The sequence below is a fragment of the Flammeovirga yaeyamensis genome (assembly GCF_018736045.1).
In the GTDB taxonomy this organism is placed as follows: Bacteria; Bacteroidota; Bacteroidia; order Cytophagales; family Flammeovirgaceae; genus Flammeovirga; species Flammeovirga yaeyamensis.
Genome location: NZ_CP076132.1, coordinates 1225495 through 1247589 on the forward strand (window position 1 = coordinate 1225495; position 22095 = coordinate 1247589).

Here is a 22095-nt window from a genome sequence, read left to right on the forward strand (position 1 = left end):
TATCTTTTTGATGATCTACTGTTAAATCACCTAAATCTTATTGTATATCGATTAATTATCGCTTACTCCGATGACTTTTATTTGGTCTTCTACTTTAAAAATAAGCGGATATTCCCAAGTATCAGGCTCACCATCTCGATGTCCGTTTACCGACTTTTCATCGCTATTAACCTGAATCGATCGACCACTAAAAGTACGTACATCATTACTCTTATCAATATTTTTAAGGAAAAGTCTAATTCCCCATATAGCTCCTTTGAGCAGATTTGGAGAAGGAAGAATCGTCATTTCTAATTGTTGATCGCCTACTTTGGCTTTTGGAGCAATGAATGCCTCGTTCCCATATTGAGCAGCATTCCCAACAGTCATTACAAAGGCCTTTTGCGTCCACTCTTCTTTTTGATCTAATTGAATACCATACGTTCCTGTTTGATAACCTCCATACTCTTTGAAGATCGCTTTGATGTAGTTTTTCAACCCACGTCCACTCATTGTAGCGAAGACATGGGAAATATGTGCATCAAACCCTACGCCTGCAGTACAGAAGAAATGCTTACCATTAATTGTAGGTGCATCTAAAGCCAAAATATATTGTTTGATAATGCATTGAGCAGCTTTGCTCGTATTCATAGGGATCTTAAGATGTCTTGCTAAACCGTTTCCAGATCCATTGGGAATAATACCTAAAATACAGTTAGTACCGACTAAACCTGTAGCCACTTCGTTGACTGTGCCATCGCCACCAACAGCTACGATAATATCGTTTTTATCACTTAAATTTTTAGAAAGTTTGGTAGCATGCCCTGCGTATTCGGTGTACACAATCTGAGCATCAAATTTATTTTCTTTTAAAATTGATGCACTTAACATCGCTGCCTTTTTAGCTTTTCCATTTCCTGATACAGGGTTGGCAATTAAAACAACTTTCTTCATGGATCATGTTTGTGGTTCAGTTTACAAAAGTGATAAAAAAACATCACAAAGTTAAATAACCTTGTGATGATTAGAGACTGTAAGATTCATATGTCGATATGTGCTCGACTGGTAAGAAGTGAAAATTGATTTTTAGAGAAGAAAACCCCTAAAAAACATCTATATAATTAAATACTCGATTACAATTTATATTTTCTGAATAGTAGGTTGCTTAAATAGCGATGGAAGATCTTTCTTCCAAGGCTTCACTTTTAATAAATTATAGTTGTAGCAGATGTGAAGACTTAGGTAGACTGTAAATACACCTAAAATACTGCCGACAGCAACATCTAAAAAGAAGTGTTGTACTAAATACATTCTTGATATCCCCACGATAAATCCATAAATCATTCCAGCAGTAATACCTTTCCAATTGGGAAATAATAGAATGATCATAGCGCCTATAACAAAGCCTGTAGTAGTGTGTCCAGAAGGAAAACTATTGGCCATATGGAAATGCACATCGAGTACTTGATGAAAACTTTCTGCTCCAAATTTTCCTGCAGGTCTAAGGTTTAATGCATCTCCCGTGAAGACTACTTTTTTTAATAATGCAACCAATATTCCGTGTAATACCGCAGAGATAACCAATACCGGCCAATACTCTTTTTTAACGAGCCAAACCAAGCCTAAAAGAGGAATTAAGAAGAGTCCATCGCCTAAGTTGGTGATGTACTTAAAGAAATAATCCAGTTCAATAGAATGGTTGTCGTTTAATAGATGTACCATCCAAGCAGTTTGTCTTTCTTTAGTGACTAATGCAATGATTAATGGAATAAATAGCAGTAAAGTAGATACCCCAAGGATGTTATAGATTTTCTTTTTTGTTTCCATTTGTATCAGAAAGTTGAGATGTATTTAAGTCAATAATTAAAAATGTATCCAACGATTCTTTTCTGGTTTTGGCGTTTACAAACTCCACGTTCATCGTCGTGATATGAAAAGACCCGTATTGCTTTACTATGCGAAAAGGGAGTTGCTTTTCCCTAAGCTCTTCTAAAAAATATTTGTTAGCATATACTAAGGGGCGATTTTCTATTGGTATAGTTTTGAGTTGTTGAAGATCAATATTGATATGATGTTTAGCTTCTAGGTAAAATTGAAATAGCCAACTATTCCCTACTTGATGTACATCTCTACCTTTGTATTCTTCATTGATATATTTTGCCGCAGCGACACTCCCCTGATAAGTAAGCACATCTTTATAGAACACTTGATGTATGAAAGTTCCCATCACTAAGCTGCAAACGACTCCCATGACTACTACTTTTTGATGTAGATTGGAAGTTATTCTAAGCTGAAAGAGCAGTATGCTAATGCATAGGAGAACACTTAATATCACTCCCCAGAAGTTTATTTCATCAAAATAGAAAGTGATAATTCCGATACATATCAATAAGAAAAGACCACAGTAGAGCTGTATACTTACTTTTGATAGTATGTCTATCCATTTCTTTTTTACTGTATATCGAATAACAGTTTGAGAGGTATGAATAGCTAAAAGGGGGAAGACGATATTGGTATAATGAGGAAGCTGAAATTTTGAAACAGAAAAGATGAGGAAGATGATACCAAACCCACATATTGTAACATACTCTTTCGCTATTTTTCCATTTTTGATTCTTTGATAAATCACTTCAAAAATACCAGCGTAGGCGATGAGTGCCCATGGAGCAAAGGCCCATAATAAAGTGTGTAAGAAAAAGAAGATATCTCCCTCACCTTTGATGGGGCCGGAGTTGAAAAATCGTCCAAACTGACTATCCCAAAGGAAGAATTTAATTCCGGAAACATTGGTTTCACCAAATACTATTTTCTCTGGGTGAGCATCAAATTGATAATAGAGGGCAAATAGTTCTGGAAGGGTAAATATCAAGGTAAAAAATAGGACCAATAACCATCTTACATGTATAATATTTTTCCATTTCTTTTTTAATATCAAATCACCCCAAACGGCTGAATAGAGAATAATCAGTATAAAAACACCTTTTGTCATTACTGCAAAGGCAGAAAAAAGTGCAGCCGCGAATAAATGAAGGATGGTATTTTTATTCGAAAACTGATAGAGATGGTAAATGCCTCCCATAATTAATCCCATCAGAATGGCCTCTGCTCGTACATCGTTATTGGATAACATAATATGTAAAGCAGTACCTGTGATTAAAACACTGTATTGAGCGACTGTTTTATTATAGAGCTTTTCGGCTAATCGATAGGTGTACCAAAGGCCTACACAAAAGAAGATAAAGGAAGGGAGTTTGTAGGCAAAGCTATTGATGCCGAAGATTTTCATGGAGATTGCACAGATCCAAAAAGGAAAGTGGGGTTTATCCAACCAATCTTTCTCCCAAACGATTAAGTTGATAAAGTCGTTGGTGTTAACGATATGTTTCGCTATACATGCATACAATGCAGAGTCCACGTCGAATATATCGTTGATAAGTCCTAAGAAATTAACGCTTAAGACTGCGAGTAATAGTATTAAAAAGTGTTTTTGCTTCAATTTATATCGTTTAGTTTTTATTTCCTGCTATAGTGTAAATGTAGGAGCCAACTTTTAACGATGGATGAAGAAGAAATGAAATAATCAAAAAATGAAGGAGGGCAATATGAACGCAATAGAAATTCTTGGACATAAAAAAAAGCGATCTTCTAATGAAGATCGCTCTTGTCGGGATGGCAGGATTCGAACCTGCGACCCCCTGGTCCCAAACCAGGTACACTAACCGGACTGTGCTACATCCCGAACGATGCGGAGAGTATGGGATTCGAACCCATGCATCGGTTTCCCGATGACGGTTTAGCAAACCGCTCCATTAACCACTCTGGCAACTCTCCATTAAACTTTTCGCTGCTTATTTCTAAGCCCCTTTTCGTTTAATGCGATGCAAATATGCACGGTGAATTCATCTTATCCAAATCAGAATCGGTAAAAAAGTGTTAATTAAATTTATGATTTATACATTATCCTCAAAATCAATAATAAAAACATTAAAAAAAATTACACTTTTACTTTGCATCAATAATTATTTTAAATTTGCTACTGTCTGAGTGAAATATTTCTGATAAATTAGTCGGATGGATCACTCAGGGATTCATATTTAATGAAAAACATAGATCATTAATTAACAAACATGTCGTTAACACGTAGTCTTGGAATAGTAGAGTTGTCTTTAATTGGTGTTTTTATTCTTTTCTACGGATTCTATCTTTTAAGAATAATAAATGCCAGAAAATCTTTCAGAGCGAAAGGTGGCGCTACTCTTTATAAATTAATTTTGAGAACAGTTTACTTCTCTTTATTTATCATTTCCTTATTGGGTCCCACTTTTGGTGAAATGAAAAAAGAAGTAAAAGCAGTAAGTAAAGATATCTACATCTGTGTCGATTTATCGAAATCGATGGATGCCATAGATGTAAAACCTTCTCGATTAGCAAAACTAAAATTTGAACTAAAGCAGATTGTTAAGTCATTTAATTCTGATCGTTTAGGATTAATTGTTTTTACCTCTGACGCTTTCTTGCAATGCCCGCTTACGTACGACGGGAATGCATTGAATATGTTTATCGAAACCATGAGTACCTCGTTGATATCAAATACAGGTACCGATTTTGGTCCTCCTTTAGAAATGGCTATTCAAAAGCTGATGGATGCTGATGAAGGGTTGCCAACAGCGAAACAAGCCTCTAAAATCATCATTTTAATTAGTGATGGAGAAGATTATGGTAAAGATACAGGATCAGCAATTAGTCAGATTAAAGATCAGAATGTGAAATTGTTTACCATGGGAATTGGTACAAAATCAGGAAGTAAAATTCCGGCAGGATACCGTTTCAAGAGAGATAAGATGGGGAACGATGTAGTCACTAAACTTAACTCAGAATCATTGATCGATTTAGCCAACAGTACTGGCGGTAGTTATTTCGAAATTAGTGATGAACGTAATGATATTAATCGCTTGATTTCTTCTATTGGTAATATCCAAGGAGAACTAAAAAGCAGTAAAATGGCCGATGTAGGTGCCAATAAATTTTATTACTTTTTGATGGCAGGTTTATTACTTCTTGGGCTGGATGTTATGCTGGCGGTAAGGGTGATTAAAATATAAGACGCTAGTAGCGTAAAATAAAAGAGGGGTGCATTTTGGTCATAAGCCAATTGCACCCCTCTTTGTATATACTATTTGATGTTGATTAGGACCAAATTCCTTCGACCATACGATCTTTACCCTGAAAATCTTTAGTGATACTTACTTCTTTAAACCCTGCATCTAGTAACAACTGCGCAGTTTCTTTTCCAAACTGTTCGTTGATCTCGAAATACAGTGCTCCCCCTTTTTTTAGTTTTTCTGCAGCCAATAAAGTGATTCTCTTATAAAAAATTAATGGATTGTCGTCATCGACATACAGGGCTAATTCTGGCTCGAAATCCACCACGTTTTTATCCATAATTTCTTTTTCAGCATAAGTAACATAAGGTGGGTTACTTACGATCACATCCAAATCAGAAAATTCTTCTAGAGCTGCGGTTAATATGTTGAGTTCTAAAAACTTTGTTTTGCTCTCCAACTCCTTTGCGTTTAATTTTGCTTTCTCGAGTGCTTTGGGGTTGACATCAATTCCGTAACATGTTATGTCACTTTCCAAATCTATTGTAATCGGAATACAGCCGGATCCTGTGCCAATATCAATTAAAACACCTTGTTGATGTTTCTGAAGGATTTTATGCACCAATTCTTCCGTTTCAGATCTAGGGATGAGTGTATCTGGATTGAGATGAAATTTCCTGCCATAGAAATCACCTCTCCCCACTAAATATTGAATAGGGTAATGCTTAGAGAGTTGTTCAATATCTTCTTCAAGAGTTGTTGCAGATACATCTATAGTATTGCGGTCGAGCATCACATCAGTACGGTTTAGACCTAATCTCTCTTCAAGCCATAAATAGGCAATACTATTGGCTTCGTTTATATCATATATTGACGATAAACGCTCAGCTATCGACTGTTGTATTTCTCTTGCTGTCATCTTTTAAAATTTAATGCAAAATTAGAAGATAATAAGAATCATCTTCAAAATTTCTCCTAATAGTATGAAATATTGCCCGAAAAGAATGATTTTTGCAACAATGTTTCTTTTGTATGGTTCTATGTTTCGATATTAATAACCATACATTCAACTACCTCAACATTTGGATATACCTAATAAATAATGAAAATAAGAAAAAATGCCGCTCCTACGAAAGAGGCGATGATAGAAATGTCTATTAAATATATAGAAGATAAAGGAGAATGGTCACTTAGAAAATTAGCTAGCTATTGCGGTACAACTACCAAAGTATTTTATACTCGTTTTGAAGGAGAAGAAGGCTTAGTGGAAGCAATAATTAATTTTATTGGTAAGAAGAAAGCCCAACAATACAAAAGTTTAGAGCAATCTATTCGTGCGTTTTATTTTTTCGAACAAGAGTTTTATAAAGAAAATAAAACCATTTTAGAGTTTTTATCTTCAAGAGGGAAAGGAGCCAATCCTTTTACTGAACATCTAAGAGAACCTTATCTAAATCTATTTAATGGAGATATCAATAAAGTAATTTTTGCAGGTACCGTAATGTTAGGAGTACAAGCTTTAATGTCTAAAGGTGTACCATTAGATCATGATGTGACTATTGGTTTTCTAGAAAAGGGTATTGAATAAAGGTTTATCCTGTTTTTTGGGATTTAGTAAATAGCTATAAAAAAGAAAAAGGTCGTGCTCATAGAGCAGGACCTTTAACAACTTAGCTAAAAACTAAAACCAATTAAAAATGAGATTTTTATAAATATCCTTCCACACAAGGTGAAAGTACGTTTTATGTCTGTTTCAATAACTAACCTATCTAACTCGATCAACGCCCTTTTTGTTCCACTTTTTGCCAAACATTAAAAGGTATTAACCTTATCTTTGATTAGTACATTACAAAAGTGAGAAAAATCCTATGAAAAACAATAAGATTCATTGAAAAAAATGTATTCATGTGATATTTAATTCATTTTTTAAGATTATCAAATAGTAATTTACACTCTATAACCTATACATTTTTGTTTGTAAACTATTCTTAACACTTCGTGAGTGGGTTTCATTTATTTACGATTGTTTAATCAATTTAAGATTATCTAACACTTAGAAAATCACCGATATGTGTAGTAAAATTAGGTGATTTATGCTCTTGTTTCATGTCGAACCCATTACGGTGTGCAATGCGTTGTGTACCGAAGACTACAGTGTTTTTACCCATCTTGTTATTTAGTTTGTCTATAGTGGATAATAAGTTACTTCTCCGTGTAAGGTATTGGGAAGTACACGATGTTTCTAAAGAAAGTTGCCTTGAATAGTTGGGGCAAATGTCCATTACATAAATTCCAGCCTTTCTGTAATTGTGTCCTTTTCTATAAATATCTTTTAATAATGGCAAAAGTACCTTGATTAATGTGGCGGTGTCATCAGTAGGTATATCGAGTTTTGTTCCTTTGGACCCGTAATAGGGATTTTGTTCTCTATGTTTATCGGTACTTACAAATACAGACACTCGTTTGGTACAAGAATTTTGTTTTCTGAGTTTTTCGGCGACCATAGCAGCGAAACCTGCAACGATTTCTTTTAATCTTTTCCAATCACTTAGAGGTTTGGAAAAGGTTCTGGCTGTACCTATCCCTTTTTTCTTAGGGACATGTGCTACGAAGGAATTCATTCGAATGCCTTGAAGTTCCTTATAGATACGCCAAACAGGAGTGTGCCATTGCTTTTTGATTTTTCCCTCGGGAAGATCCATAAAACTACCAATTGTACGAATGTTGAATTCGTTTAACGATTTAGTGTGTTGCCTACCAACTCCCCAAAGTTCGTCCACAGGCCAATGGGCCATATATTTTTTGTCATTTTCGAAAGAAGTAAATTCACACACCCCATCAAAGCGATCGTCTTTTTTGGCGACATGATTGGCTAATTTTGCGAGAGTTTTGGTAGGGGCAATACCTATAGCCACAGGAATACCTGTTTCCCTCATGACTCTTTCTTTAATTATTTGTCCAATTTCTTCTGTCCCTTCTGTCTGACTAAGGTCGAGAAAGGCTTCGTCTATAGAGTAGACTTCTATGGCATGGGCGTATTGTTTTAAAATACTCATTACTCTCTTAGAGAGGCTAGCATATAAGGCATAATTAGAAGAAAAAACAGCAACGTCGTGTTTGTGGATAATGTTTTTTACTTTAAAAAATGGAGTACCCATTTTTAACCCTAGCTTTTTTGCTTCTTTACTGCCTGCAACTACACAGCCATCATTATTAGAGAGTACCACAACAGGTCGGTGTGCTAAATCTGGTCGAAATACTTTTTCGCAAGAAGCGTAGAAACTATTACAGTCTACTAGGGCATATTTTTTTTGTTGTCTACCAAAAATATCTTCTTTTCCCATTTTTTATTTATTGAAATATCAGAAAGTACCATTTATTATGCTCAAATTTAATAAAATGATCGAATAATAATCATTTTAAGTTTATATAATTAACAAAATAGTTGTTTTACTAGTTCAATTCCACTTTTTTTATCTCGAAAAGAAAAAAATACATCCTTAACATTCTTTTAACATATAAAAAGTAGGGGGGGAGAATAGTTAGGTGTATTAGATATGTAATGAGAGAATAAATCGCCTTAGTAATAAGGACGTAAAAATATTGATCCCCTCTCAGGAGGGAGTATCTAAAGACTATAGCAATGAGAAATAGTTAGTTTTTGGGTTGGAAAAGAGCTTTGATATTCGGAGCTCTTTTTTTTGTACCTCACTTTTAGGGTGATAGAAAAAAAATTATGTAGCGATATACTAGATAAAGGTCTTATAAAGTTAATTAGATAGAAGTTTTTTAATAAAGGCTTTCATTTAAACAAGTAAAAACAAAACTGTCTTGTTAACACAAACAAATAAAGCGAACACAAACGAATGAGATGTAGTTTAAAATATTGTAAAGAGTCTGAAAAATTCACACAATCGTTGTTGCTTAAAATTATTGAACTATGAATATCTCATCATCATTCCTTGTAGAAGTTTTAAAAGAAAAGTTTCAAGAGTTTAGTGTTAATGCGGATCTTGTAGAAGGATTACGATTAGCTCAAGTTGCTCATGATGGTTTATCATACGATGATCAAAAAGATTTAAAAGACTTTATTGTGAATCAAAATATGCCGCACAGCGAAGCAATTATTGAAGCAATAGAAAAAAGAGTAACATTAAAAAGTAAACTTGTAGAGTTACAAAAAGAGTTGGATCGCCTTGTAGCCATTCAATTTGATAAAGATTTAAACTACAATGTTGAAAACGAAATTAATATGTATATGGACAGAATTATTCTGTTGGAAACATGTAATATTAATAACAACTAAGAGAAGTAATTATATTTCATATATATAGAAGCTTCATCACTCATTAATTAGAGTGATGAAGTTTTTTTTTATTTGATTTTTTTCATCATCAAAATTTTATCAATTGATACTTTTTTTAATTCAATTGATATAAAATGTATTTTTTACGAATAAAAAGTGAATTGCAGTTTTAGTGTTAAGTCTCCTAAAATCAGTAATATAAAATAGAAATGTGTAATAAGTGTGTATTGGGAGTGTAAAAAAGTGACGTACATTTTGCGACATTTTTTTAAGATATTTTTGATACTTGCATATGCCGATTAGCTAACGACATGTTATTCAATCTAGGAAATGAAAATTTGAATTATGAAAATTTAGAAAACTATTACAACAACCTAATCTTGATAAAAACCATACTTTTTAATCTATATGCAACCCGTTGCATGAAACATATGGTTTTCAGCTGAGGGATAAAAAAAACACTTTAAACCAAACGTCTCAGCTTTCAATTATTCAGAGTAACTAAAATTATTGGAGATGTTAAAAACAAAACAACGAATAAAACTGCATTGGTTTATGCCATTGCTAATGTTCATCTTGTTTAGCACGCAGTTAAGTGCACAAGATAAAAAAATAGTAAAAGGTAAGGTGGTAGATACGGATGGAGTATCGCCTTTACCTGGTGTGAACGTATCAATTAAAGGTACTACTATAGGTACCATTACAGATTTTGATGGAAAATTTAGTATCGAGTTAAACAGTGGTCAAAATGTATTGTCTGTTTCGTTTATAGGATATAAAACGCAAGAAATTGAAGTGGGGGCTCGTACACAAGTAGATGTTACCATGCAAATAGACGAAAAAGAGCTAGAAGAAGTGGTGGTAGTCGGTTACGGTGTACAAAAAAAGAGTTTGATTACAGGATCAACAGCTAGTGTTGATACCGAATTATTACAAAACAGATCTTCTGGTACATTAACTGATGCTATGGCAGGTATCACACCGGGGGTGTCTTTAACGCCAAACTCTGGTATGCCAGGTTCGGATGCCAAGGTGAGAATTAGAGGAGCAGGATCGAATGGTAACTCAGAACCTCTTTATATTATTGATGGAGTAAAATCGGGTTCAATTGCAGACTTAGCTCCAGAGGATATCGAAAGCATTGAGGTACTAAAAGATGCCGCATCTGCAGCGATTTATGGTTCTGAAGGTGGTAATGGTGTAATCTTAGTGACGACTAAATCAGGAGCCAAAGGCGAGAGTAAAATCTCTTATAACTTTAGATATGGTATTCAGTCGGCAGACAAAAGAAACTTGCCGAAAACATTAAGTGCAGATCAATACATCCAATTCCAAAACGAGATGTTCCAAGGGAATTCAGGGTACACTCCTTTAACTTCTACAGGATACAATACGAATTGGTTAGAAGAAGTAGTGGAAAATGCACCTATTCAAAGTCATACTTTATCGATGCAAGGAGGAAATGATAAAACAACGTATTATACATCTCTAAACTACTACGAACAAGACGGTATAATTGGAGGAGATAAAGCCAGTTACGACAGGTTGAATGCTCGTTTTAACGTAAAGCATGAATTAAAACCTTGGGCAAGTATCTCTACCAATCTTACCTATTCAAGAGAGAATAGATCAGGACTAACCGATCAGGATGAGTATAGAGGTATTATCGCTTCATCTTTAACGCTTGAGCCGATGTTACCAATCGCTTTCGAGCCAGGGCAAGAAAATGCAAATACACAATTAGGGATCGAGAGTGGTTTCCCAATGTATAAAGATGAGCAGGGCAGATATTATTCTACTTCAAACCAAGGTTTATCTGAAGCAACCAACCCATTTGTTCAGCAAATTTTAGGAAATGGCGGTACGCAAAGAGATAAATTATTAGGGGTGATGGCTTTAGAAGTGAAACCATTTAAAAACTTATCGATTACTACTCGTCCATCCATTGATTGGAGTGGTGAAAGAGAGCACTTCTACGATATGCCTTTCTGGTCAGGATCAGATAATAACAGTAATACGCTAAGAGTAACTGATAACAATACCTACTATCATCAATGGATGTGGGAGAACTTTGCCACTTATGATCAAACATTTGGCGATCACACTATCCAAGCAACAGTGGGTATGTCGGCTCAGCAATCCTTCTTAAGAACACTAACATCAGCTTCTGGTCCGATGAATGTAAACAATCCATTGTACAATGAGCATGCTTATACAGGTCAGTCTAACAACGACTTGAACGCATTTACAGATGAGAACAAGATGGTATCTTACTTTGGTCGTGTTTCTTACGATTACAAGAATAGATATATGTTTACGGCAACACTTCGTAACGATATTACTTCTACGGCGATGGTACCATACAATAACATATCGGGTGTCTTCCCTTCATTCTCGGCAGGTTGGAATATCTCAAACGAAGAATTCTTCCCGAAAGACTTTGTAATTGACTACTTGAAACTTCGTGGATCGTGGGGACAAAATGGTAGTATCAAATCTATTCCTGGTCGCTTCTTGTATAAACCATCTATTGTATCGGAAAATATCAATATAGTTGTTCCAGGTAATGAATTAATGTTCGGATCGGAGCCATCGGTATTATCCAACCCAGATTTAACTTGGGAAACATCAGATCAAACCAACATTGGTATCGATTTAAATGCATTTGATGGTAAAGTATCCTTTGGTATTGATTGGTATAGAAAAATCACAAAAGATCTTTTGGCAGTAGCACAGGTACCAGCAACTGTAGGTAACTGGGCACCAAATACCAACTTAGGTGATATCGAAAATACAGGTGTGGAGATTGTAATTGGATACAATAACCACGATAACGAATTCAAGTATGGATTCAACCTGAATATGGCCACATTGAAAAATAAAGTAATCAAGGTGAATGACCCGGCTCCATTTATCGCAGGGGCTGAGATTGGTCCAGGTTGGAAACAAGCAACTGTATTCCAAGAAGGGTATCCAATGTGGTATTTCCGTGGATATAAAAGTGAAGGAGTAAATTCTGAAACGGGAGAACCCATCTTAGCAGATTTAGACGGTGATGGAGAGATCACAGAAGCAGATAAAACTTACCTAGGTGATCCTCATCCAGACATTACTTATGGCGGTCAGATCTTCGCTTCTTATAAAGGATTTGATTTGAATATCGTAATGCAAGGTCAGGCAGGTGCTCAAGCAGTCATTGGTTGGTACAGACCAGACCGTTTAAAAACAAATACATTAGTGCATTACTACGAAAACCGTTGGACACCAGACAACAAAGGTGCATCACTTCCAAGTCCAACAACAGATTCTAATTATTATCAGTCTGATTTCTTAGTACATGATGCTAATTTCTTTAGAATCAAGCAGATTCAGTTAGGTTATAGCTTTAAGAAATCATTCGTAGAGAAACTTTACTTAAGTAATCTTAGACTGTATGTTTCAATGGACGATTACTTCACTTTCACGAATTATATAGGTATGGATCCTATTGCAGGTAATAATGATGCCAATGCACTAGGTATTGATAAAGGGGTGTATCCAACACCTCGTAAAATGATGTTCGGTTTGAATGTAGCATTCTAATGTAGGAACTAAAATGAAATTAACAATGAAAATGATATTCAGAAATATATGGGTTTTCTTTTTCTGCCTCATGCTTGGTACCTCTTGTACTAAAGATTGGGTGCAAATTGAACAACCTGGAGCAGTAAAGGTAGAGGATTTCTACAAGACAGATGAGCAATGTCTACAGGCATTGGTGGCAGTATATGCACAGTTACAAAGACAATATGCCTCTACGGATTATGTAAGCCCTCGTTTATTGAAGGCAATTCCATCAGATATGATCAATGCAGGTGGTGGTGATAATGGTGATCAGGCTTGGTTACAACAAATCAACTTGTACACAAATAGTGAGTCTACACCAAACGTAAGAGATGTTTGGAGAGCGTATTACTTTACAATCTACAGAGCCAATTTGATTATAGAATTAGTTGAGCCTGTTGGGGAAAGAGAAGCGATTGTGGGTGAAGCTTATGCAATGAGAGCGTATTTGTATTTTGAACTTACTAATATGTTTAAGAATGTTCCTTTAATATTAAAAGAACAAGCGAGAAGCGAGTATAATGTAGAAAAGAGTACGCAGGAAGAAGTCTATGCTCAAATCAAATTAGATTTGGAACAGGCAATCACAATGCTTCCAGAAGAGCAACCGGAAAAGTGGAGAATTGGAAGAGGATTCGCTCAAACATTGTTAGCAAAAACATATATCTACAGAGATGAAAACTACCAAGAAGCTTTCGATTTATTGAATGAGGTAATTAATTCAGGACACTATTCTTTAGTGCAGAATTTTGATGATGCACTACATGTGGATGGAGAATGGAGTGATGAGTCGTTGTTTGAGTTAGGTTTTAGATCAAATAACCCTTACGGTAACGGTTTCCCTTGGAATCCGGATATCGCAGAAAGTAATATCAATATGGTATTATGTGGACCAAGAGACTTTGTTGGTGGACATACGATCAACAGAGGTGGATGGGGTTTCCAAAATCCAACAGAATGGATTTATAATTTATTCGATCCTAGCGACCCAAGAAGAGATCAAAGTGTAATTTCTTGGGAAGACTTTAAAAATACGTATTACGAGCCAGGAGGAATTTATGAAGAGTATATCGCTTCTAAAGGTCCTGGATACGAGCCTGTAGCCTCTGATTCTGTTCGTTGGAAAGGGTTAGAAACAAAGAACTGGCAAATCGAAGGGTATTTAAGAATGAAGTACGATGCACGTACTACAGAGAGAGCTGAGCCAGATTGGGAATATTCGGCAGGTACCAACGAGAGAATTATGAGATATCCTGAAGTGCTATTGTTGGCAGCCGAAGCTAAAGTGAAGTTGGGGCAAGGTGGAGATGCTGCAAAATACATCAATGAACTTCGCCAAAGAGCAGGGTATACTTCTTTAGTTTCTAATGTTACAATGGATGATATCGAATACGAAAGAATTGCAGAATTGTCGTTCGAAGGACATCGTTGGTTTGATTTACGTCGATGGGGTAAACTAGAACAAGTTTTAACGGCTTTCTCAGAGTTTGAAAATCAAAAAGTGGAAGACGGAGAATTAAATTCTGATCCTAGAACATTCAAACCGAGAAACGCTTACTTGCCACTTCCAATAGAGGAATTATCAAGTAATCCGAACTTAAAGCAAAACGAAGGCTGGTAGCAGGGCAGATAGATGAACAATCGGGGGAGAGTAATTGCTCTCCCTCTTTTTTAATATGAAATGTTTTTTTGATAATGAGAAAGATAAACCTAATTAATGCGTGTTTGCTCTTCGTATTTTGTTTTTCTGGGCATATTACCCTAACCGCCCAAGAAAGTGATGCAATTGAAGATGAAATAAATCAAATAATAGCTCAATTAACATTAGAGGAGAAAGTAGCTATGTGTCATGCACAGTCGAAGTTTTCTTCTAAAGGCGTTCCCCGATTAGGAATTCCTGAACTATGGATGTCGGATGGTCCGCATGGCGTAAGGGCAGAAGTCAATTGGGATGATTGGGGGTATTCGATGTGGACGAACGATTCGATAACAGCATTTCCTGCTTTAACGGCTTTAGCTTCTACTTTTAGTAAAGGTCTATCTTATGAATATGGAAAGGCCATTGGAGAGGAAGCAAGATATAGAAACAAAGATGTGTTATTAGGGCCAGGAGTAAATATTTACAGAACGCCATTGAACGGTAGAAATTTTGAATACATGGGTGAAGATCCCTACTTAGCCTCAGAATTGGTAGTTCCTTACATTAAAGGTGTGCAAGAAAATGGTGTCGCTGCCTGTGTAAAACATTTTGTGGCAAACAATCAGGAATTATGGAGGGATCATATTAATGTAGAAGTAAGTGATCGGGCATTAAACGAAATCTATTTCCCCGCATTTAAAGCAGCTGTTGAAGAAGGGAATGTATGGTCAGTGATGAGTGCTTACAATCAGTTAAGAGGACAATATTGTTCTCATAACGAATTTTTGGTGAACGAGGTATTAAAGAAGAAATGGAATTTTGATGGTGTTTTAATAACGGATTGGGGTGCTGCTCACGATAGCAAGCAGGCCGCTTTGTACGGTTTAGATATAGAGATGGGAACAGGTACGAATGGTTTAACTTATTCTGAGGTAAATCATTACGAAAACTACTACATGGCAGGGCCTATGAAGGAATTGGTGAGAAAAGGTGAGGTACCTGAGGAAGTGGTAGACGAAAAAGTAAGACGTATTTTAAGATTGATGTACCGAACAACATTGGATAAAACAAGACCTTTTGGAAGTGTAAATTCTAAGGAGCATCAAATGGTGGCTCGAAGAGTGGCAGCTGAGGGAATTGTATTGTTGAAGAATGAAGAAAAGTTGTTGCCATTGGATATCAATAAAAAACAAAAGATTGCAATCATTGGAGAAAATGCCACTCGAATGATGACGAAGGGAGGAGGATCATCAGAACTAAAACCAAAATATGAAATATCACCTTTAGAAGGGTTGAAGAATAGACTGCCTGATCATGAAATTACTTATGCGATGGGATATTCTTCGGGTAGAGCCCAATATGGAATGGTATTACCTCCAGTTTTTGACCAGGAGGAGTTAAAGAAGGAAGCACTGGAAACAGTAAAAGATGCAGATGTAGTTATTTTTTATGGAGGATTGAATAAGAATCATGAGCAAGACTGTGAAGGGGGAGATCGACTGAGTTATCAGCTTCCTTTCGGACAAGAGGACCTTATTAACGACTTAGCTAAAGTAAATAAAAATATAGTTGTAGTGCTTATCAGTGGAAACGCTGTGGAGATGCAATGGGAGAAAAATGCTAGAGCAGTGCTTCAGGGATGGTATTTAGGTAGTGAAGGAGGAAACGCATTGGCAGACGTAATTGTAGGGGATGTAAACCCATCAGGGAAATTGCCTTTTACTTTCCCTAAGAAATTGGAAGACAACTCTGCACATCATTTTGGAAAAATGTCTTATCCGGGTGATAGTATTAATCAGGAATATAAAGATGATATTCTTGTGGGATACAGATGGCACGACACGAAGAAAATTAAGCCAAAATATGCATTCGGTTACGGTTTATCCTACACAGACTTTTTGATATCGAACGTAACATTAAACAAGAAAACGTTCAACCGACAAGAGACAATAATCGCTTCTTGTGATGTAAAGAACATTGGAGAGTTGGAAGGAAAAGAAGTCGTTCAGTTTTATGTGGAAAAGGTGAAGTCGAAAGTCATGAGAGCGAAAAAAGAATTGAAAGCTTTCAGTAAAGTGGAGTTGAAAAAAGGAGATACCCAAGAAGTGAAAGGAGAGGTGGATGTACTCAGCTTGAGATATTATGATGAGGAAATGAAAGATTGGGTATTAGAACCTGGAGATTACCTGCTTCATGTAGGGAATTCTTCTGATAATATTAGAAAATCAATTAAGTTTTCAATAGTGGAACAGATAGAATAAATTATCGAAATTCAAGTTTATAGTAACACTTTCCGGTTTTTAATCGGGAAGTGTTTTTTATAAGTAAAAAATTTACAGTGGATTAATAGACTTAAATGGTATTATTTTCGAAATTAGAGACGGAGAAATGGAAACTAGAACTAACACAATGATTAAACTTATAAAAACCTATTCATTAACTGTACTAATACTCATAAATTCTATATCATTTGCTCAGCATACTCAACGATTGCAATTTGAGCATATTGGTAAAAAAAGTAAGTTATCTACGGCATCTGTTACATCAATTCTTCAGGATTCTAAAGGTTTCGTTTGGTTTGGTACGCACAGCGGATTATTTCGATTTGATGGCTACGATGTTAAGCTTTTCGAACGGCAAACCGATAAAAGTTTAGGGCCAAGTGAAAATATGATTACTTCTATGTATGAGGATCATAGTGGAAAAATATGGATCGGCTTATTAAATAATGGATTAAGTATCTACGATCCCGAAACCAATACTTTTAGTCATTTAGCTGGAGGAAGCGAAGAGCAAAATATTCCTAACAGTTCTTCTGTATTTAAGATAATGGAAGACAAGCAAAACCAAATATGGATAGGAACTGATAATGGCTTCTCGATATTAAATGAAGATAGAAGTGATTATCAAAAAGTCTTTCCAGAGAAGTACAATAACACTGATCACCACGATGGGAATATATTTGATATTGTCGAAGATGAATGGAATAGAGTGTGGATGGCAACAGGAAACCGTACGCTTACGGTCTTCAATAAAATCAATAAAAAATATCAACAAATAGAATACACAGATCTTAACTTATCTAATTTTGAAGATAACGATAAGAAGAATCTATGCATATTTCAGGATACCTTACTGTATATTGGAAGTAATAACGGAGGGTTATCAGAATATAATTTACTAACAGGAAAATACACCACTTATCTTGCCGGGAATGGAAATAAAGGACCGTCGAGCAATAATATTAGAGATATAATTCAAGTAGATAACGAGCTATGGGTAGCTACAGATGGTAAGGGTCTCAATATTTTTGATGTAAAAAATAAAACCTTCAAGGCATACACTCAAGATTCTAATCTAGAGGAATCCTTAAATTCCGATGTACTTTGGTCGCTGTACAGGGACAGACAGAAAAATGTTTGGTTAGGAACTTACTTGGAAGGGGTAGAAAAGTACGATTCTCAGAAAAACTTCTTTAGGAGGGTAAGCGCCAACACCTGTAATCCACAATCGTTGCCGAACAAACCTATTTTAAGTATTTATAAAGATACAAAAGGGAGAAAATGGGTAGGAACGGATTGGGGCGGTTTGCATCAAATGACAGAAAATGAGGATGTATTTATTCATTATGATGAAAAAGGAAATGAAATTTTCGACAGTGAATCCCAAGAAGTATGTAAATCGATAGCAGAAGATAAATATGGAAACTTGCTTATCGGTACGTATAGTCAAGGTTTAAATGTTTTTGATATTCAGAATAATAAAGTGAGGAACATCAAAAATAATGAGAAGAAGTCGCAGCTACCGATCAATCATGTTTGGTCAATCCTTACCGATCAATCAAAAAATACTTGGATCGCCACTTTGGGAGGAGGTATTGCAAAATATGACCCTGATAAATATCAAATAGAATCTATTCCACTAAAGTATCATCAATCGGCCCAAAAGCACATCTATAATATTTTCGAAGATTCTAAACGAAACATCTGGTTTTGTACCGACGGAGGTGTGGTAGTATATAATTCAGTAAATGATACTTGGGACTATACTCTGATGGAAGACCTGATAGCTGAAAACCGTGGGTTTAGTTATGTGAGAGCAGTTGTTGAAGATAATTTTAGGAGAATATGGATTGCCACAACAGGAGGTTTGTTGATGTACAAGCCAGAAACAAAGTCATTTAGAGTATTTGATAGTAAAGACAATATTCCTGAACTCCCATTATTAGATCTGACTATTGATAGTAGAGGAAACTTGATCTTCATTTCGAAGAAATATATCTCGAAAATGTTTTTGGATACTTTTAAGGTGGTCAGTAATTATGTTGACAATAACTCTTTTAATTATGGAGCGATCATTCATATTGATAAAGATGAAATTGGTATTGGAGGGACAAAAGGGATCACTTATTTCAATCCGGATAATCTAAAAGAAAATGAAGACGTTCCGCCAGTGTATATCACAGATATCGAAGTATTGGACAATGAGGCATCTTCCAACAACAAAAACAAATTGCATATAGAGTCGATTTCGAAAAAGAAAAGTATTGTATTGGATAAAGATCAATCGACTATCAATATCAAATTTAGCTGTATTAATTATTCAGAGACAGAACGAAATAAATATACTTACAAGCTGGAAGGGTTAGATAAAGATTGGAGTCCTGTTTCTGACGCTAGGGTAGCGACTTACAGTAATCTTCCTCCGGGGGAATATACTTTTAAGGTAAAAGCAGCCAATAATCATAATGTATGGAATAAGGAAGGAGCAGAAGTAGAACTGATTGTAAAAGCCCCTTATTGGCAAACAGTCTGGTTTAAGATGGTGCTATTCTTATTGTCTTTGGTGTTCCTTTATTTCTTGCAAAAAAACCGAGCTTCTTATATCCGAAAGCAATATATAGTGGATAAAATGAAAGCGGAAAGAGAAAAAGTAGAGGTTCAGAATCAGCAATTGGAATTGGAGTTAAAGAAAACGAAATCAGAACTGGAGAACATCACTTTAAATCATCTGCATAAAAACCAAAGTATTCAGCAGCTGCAGACTCGTTTGGTAGAAATCTCCAGTGACATGAGCACAACAGATAGAAGAAAAGTAAAGACTTTGGTAAAAGAGCTCAATAAGGATTCTGAAAACCAAGAATACTGGGATACATTCGAGCACCAGTTTAATAAATCGCACGATAACTTTTTGGAGAGAATGCAAGAGGAGTTCCCAGAGTTAAGTAAGCGCGAACTTAGAATATGTGCTTATTTAAGAATGGACTTAGCGAATCAAGAAATAGCTACTTTAATGAATGTTAGTGTTCGAACATTGGAGACTGCCCGCTATAGAATTAGAAAAAAGATGGGGATTCAGAATAGGAAATCCTTAACGAAGATAATTTCCAGGTATTGAAAATGGCTCAGTAATAAATTAAATTCCTGGAAAGATTATAGAGAGTACAAGCAATTGTGCTCTCTTTTTTTTAAGTGATAGATTTAGCAATTAATTCAAAAAAAATATCAAGAAAATAAGGGGAATGTAAAAAGGAAACAATAGGATAAACAGAAGTAGAAAAAATTAAATCTAAATCAAAGTATTTAATATCGTTATTTCTTTTACGACATCAACTCAGAATAATACTACATTTTTTCATCTTTCGTAAATAAATCGTCGATTCTGTTGAATAAACAAAGATTTCATCTCTACATTGCAATACGTTTTTGAGAGAACAAGACATCTAAACAACGAATAAATTAGCTATTCTAAAACCAAACTATTGGATGCTCAAAAACGGATTTTTAAGAAATGAAAGTATGGAGTGAAGTATAAACTGATAATGCAAAGTAAGTTAACAATAAAAGAAAAAATTGGGTATGCTTTAGGAGATGGGGCAGCAAACATTGCATGGAGAGGTGTGGCCACCTTTCTATTAATATTTTATACCGATGTTTTTGGTTTTGCACCCGCTGTAGTAGGAGTATTAATGCTTGTCGCTAGATTTAGTGATGGTATTAGTGATATTCTTATGGGTGTAGTTGGAGATCGAACAAAATCTAAATATGGTAAATTTAGGCCTTGGATTTTGTGGACTGCCTTTCCTTTAGGAATCATCCTAGCACTTTTATTTACTACTCCAGATTTATCAGAAAATGGTAAGCTTATCTATGCTTATGTGACCTATATATTGTTCACTTTAATCTACACTGCTAATAATATTCCTTATGGTGCTTTAATGGCAGTAATGACGGGAGACGATAGAGAAAGAACAAGTATAGGATCTTTTAGAATGGTCGGAGCTTTTGCTGGCGGGATGATTGTTCAAGGGGCTTTACTGTATTTGGTAATGTCTTTCGGGAGTATAAATCCAGAGATGCAATTGGTAAGATTAAGTGATGAGACCTATAAGTTGAATATCGTTTCTACGGAAACTGTAGAAAATGCCTTACTAAAAACAGAAGATGGAATTGCCCAATTTAAGCTAGCTGATAAAAAAGACGATATTCCAACGGAGAGCAAGAGTTTTTCGATGGTGGAGGGAGAAGAATATCATCTGATTGTCTACGGAGTGAAAAACTTAGGGAAAGAGGATGTTATTCTTATCAATCAGAAAAAAGGGTACAGCTATTCGATCTATGTTATGTCCCTGTTTTTATCACTTTTTATGTTGATCACTTTTGCATCGACAAAAGAAAGAGTGGTTCCAGATAAAAAACAGAAGACCAATCTAAAACAGGATTTAAAAGATCTTATTCATAATAAGCCATGGTTAGTTCTACTTTCTATTGGGTTATTGTTCAATATTTATAATTCCATCAAACAAGGAATAGTGGTGATTTATTTTACCCACTTTCTGAAAGATCAGTTGTTAGCATCTTCTTATATGGTAGGGTTAACATTGGCTTCTATTGTTGGAGCAATGATTACTTCTTTCTTAAGCGACCGATTCGGTAAAAAGAAACTTTTTATTGCAGCACTGATAATATCTGGAATTGTCAACGCATTAATCTACTTCTGTACAAAAACAGATGTGATAGGAATATTTATACTAGGAATTATTTCGGAGTTGGCAGCAGCAATATTCCCTACGTTGTTCTTTACAATGCTCGGAGATGCAGCAGATTATTCTGAATATAAAAATGGTAGAAGAGCGACAGGTTTAGTGTATTCGGCAGGGTCTTTTGCCACCAAGTTTGGTGGAGGTATAGCCGCGAGTATCATAGGTATTGTATTGGGGATGTACCATTACGATGGTCAAAATCAAGTAGCTATAGAGGAAGCGGTTCCTGGAATTATTATGCTGATGAGTTGGGTTCCTGCAGTAATTGCCCTTATTGCAGCACTTTTGATGGTTTACTATCCTCTTAATGATCAAAAATTAAGAGAAATCACCTTGGAACTTCAGGAAAAAAGGAATGGAATCGATCGCTCAGAGATGTTAGAAGATAAAGCAATTATTTAAGAAAAAATTAAACGATAAATAA

13 protein-coding genes and 2 tRNA genes are annotated in these 22095 nt (G+C 35.4%); 8 read left to right on the forward strand and 7 right to left on the reverse strand.

Annotation, left to right across the window (positions count from 1 at the left end; genetic code table 11):
• Positions 1 to 51: 51 nt before the first annotated feature.
• From KMW28_RS04745 to KMW28_RS04765, 5 genes are all read right to left on the reverse strand, one after another.
• Positions 52 to 933, reverse strand: a complete 882-nt coding sequence (locus KMW28_RS04745) for a diacylglycerol/lipid kinase family protein (protein WP_169664368.1) — start codon at positions 931 to 933, stop codon at positions 52 to 54.
• 186 nt (positions 934 to 1119) lie between these two features.
• Entirely contained in the window at positions 1120 to 1806 is a 687-nt protein-coding gene (locus KMW28_RS04750) for a phosphatase PAP2 family protein (RefSeq protein WP_169664369.1), read from the reverse strand.
• A complete protein-coding gene (locus KMW28_RS04755; protein WP_169664370.1) occupies positions 1781 to 3475 on the reverse strand; it encodes an ArnT family glycosyltransferase in 1695 nt (564 codons plus the stop codon). Before KMW28_RS04755 ends, KMW28_RS04750 begins: the two co-directional genes overlap by 26 nt.
• Before the next feature lie 168 nt (positions 3476 to 3643).
• Positions 3644 to 3718, reverse strand: a tRNA-Pro gene (locus KMW28_RS04760).
• A gap of 7 nt (positions 3719 to 3725) precedes the next feature.
• Positions 3726 to 3810 (reverse strand) — tRNA-Ser (locus tag KMW28_RS04765).
• Between the two features lie 296 nt (positions 3811 to 4106).
• Between KMW28_RS04765 and KMW28_RS04770 the strand changes: the two genes are divergently transcribed.
• Complete coding sequence (locus tag KMW28_RS04770) at positions 4107 to 5081, forward strand: vWA domain-containing protein (RefSeq protein ID WP_066209830.1); 975 nt, start codon at positions 4107 to 4109, stop codon at positions 5079 to 5081.
• A gap of 85 nt (positions 5082 to 5166) precedes the next feature.
• Here the strand turns inward: KMW28_RS04770 and prmC are convergent, their stop codons facing one another.
• Positions 5167 to 6000 carry a peptide chain release factor N(5)-glutamine methyltransferase gene (gene prmC, locus KMW28_RS04775; RefSeq protein WP_169664371.1) on the reverse strand — a complete coding sequence of 278 codons (834 nt, stop codon included), beginning with the start codon at positions 5998 to 6000 and terminating at the stop codon, positions 5167 to 5169.
• 183 nt (positions 6001 to 6183) lie between these two features.
• Between prmC and KMW28_RS04780 the strand changes: the two genes are divergently transcribed.
• A complete protein-coding gene (locus KMW28_RS04780; protein WP_169664372.1) occupies positions 6184 to 6669 on the forward strand; it encodes a hypothetical protein in 486 nt (161 codons plus the stop codon).
• Positions 6670 to 7123: 454 nt separating this feature from the next.
• On the opposite strand, the gene KMW28_RS04785 is transcribed toward KMW28_RS04780, so the two are convergent.
• Positions 7124 to 8425: a Y-family DNA polymerase gene (locus tag KMW28_RS04785; RefSeq protein WP_066209825.1), complete on the reverse strand. Its 1302-nt coding sequence runs from the start codon at positions 8423 to 8425 to the stop codon at positions 7124 to 7126.
• A gap of 596 nt (positions 8426 to 9021) precedes the next feature.
• Here KMW28_RS04785 and KMW28_RS04790 point away from each other — a divergent pair.
• The 6 genes from KMW28_RS04790 to KMW28_RS04815 all read left to right on the forward strand — a co-directional run bounded on the left by KMW28_RS04790 (position 9022) and on the right by KMW28_RS04815 (position 22073).
• Entirely contained in the window at positions 9022 to 9387 is a 366-nt protein-coding gene (locus KMW28_RS04790; protein ID WP_066209823.1) for a hypothetical protein, read from the forward strand.
• Between the two features lie 516 nt (positions 9388 to 9903).
• Positions 9904 to 12969, forward strand: coding sequence for a SusC/RagA family TonB-linked outer membrane protein (locus KMW28_RS04795; protein ID WP_084005854.1), 3066 nt, complete (start codon positions 9904 to 9906; stop codon positions 12967 to 12969).
• Positions 12970 to 12994: 25 nt separating this feature from the next.
• Positions 12995 to 14611, forward strand: a complete 1617-nt coding sequence (locus tag KMW28_RS04800; protein ID WP_158297669.1) for a RagB/SusD family nutrient uptake outer membrane protein — start codon at positions 12995 to 12997, stop codon at positions 14609 to 14611.
• Positions 14612 to 14685: 74 nt separating this feature from the next.
• Positions 14686 to 16890, forward strand: a complete 2205-nt coding sequence (locus tag KMW28_RS04805) for a beta-glucosidase (RefSeq protein ID WP_169664373.1) — start codon at positions 14686 to 14688, stop codon at positions 16888 to 16890.
• A 148-nt stretch (positions 16891 to 17038) separates the two neighbouring features.
• Positions 17039 to 20026 carry a two-component regulator propeller domain-containing protein gene (locus KMW28_RS04810; protein ID WP_183363904.1) on the forward strand — a complete coding sequence of 996 codons (2988 nt, stop codon included), beginning with the start codon at positions 17039 to 17041 and terminating at the stop codon, positions 20024 to 20026.
• 424 nt (positions 20027 to 20450) lie between these two features.
• Positions 20451 to 22073 (forward strand): MFS transporter, encoded by a 1623-nt coding sequence (locus tag KMW28_RS04815; protein WP_169664375.1) that lies wholly within the window; start codon positions 20451 to 20453, stop codon positions 22071 to 22073.
• The last annotated feature ends 22 nt before the right edge of the window (positions 22074 to 22095 follow it).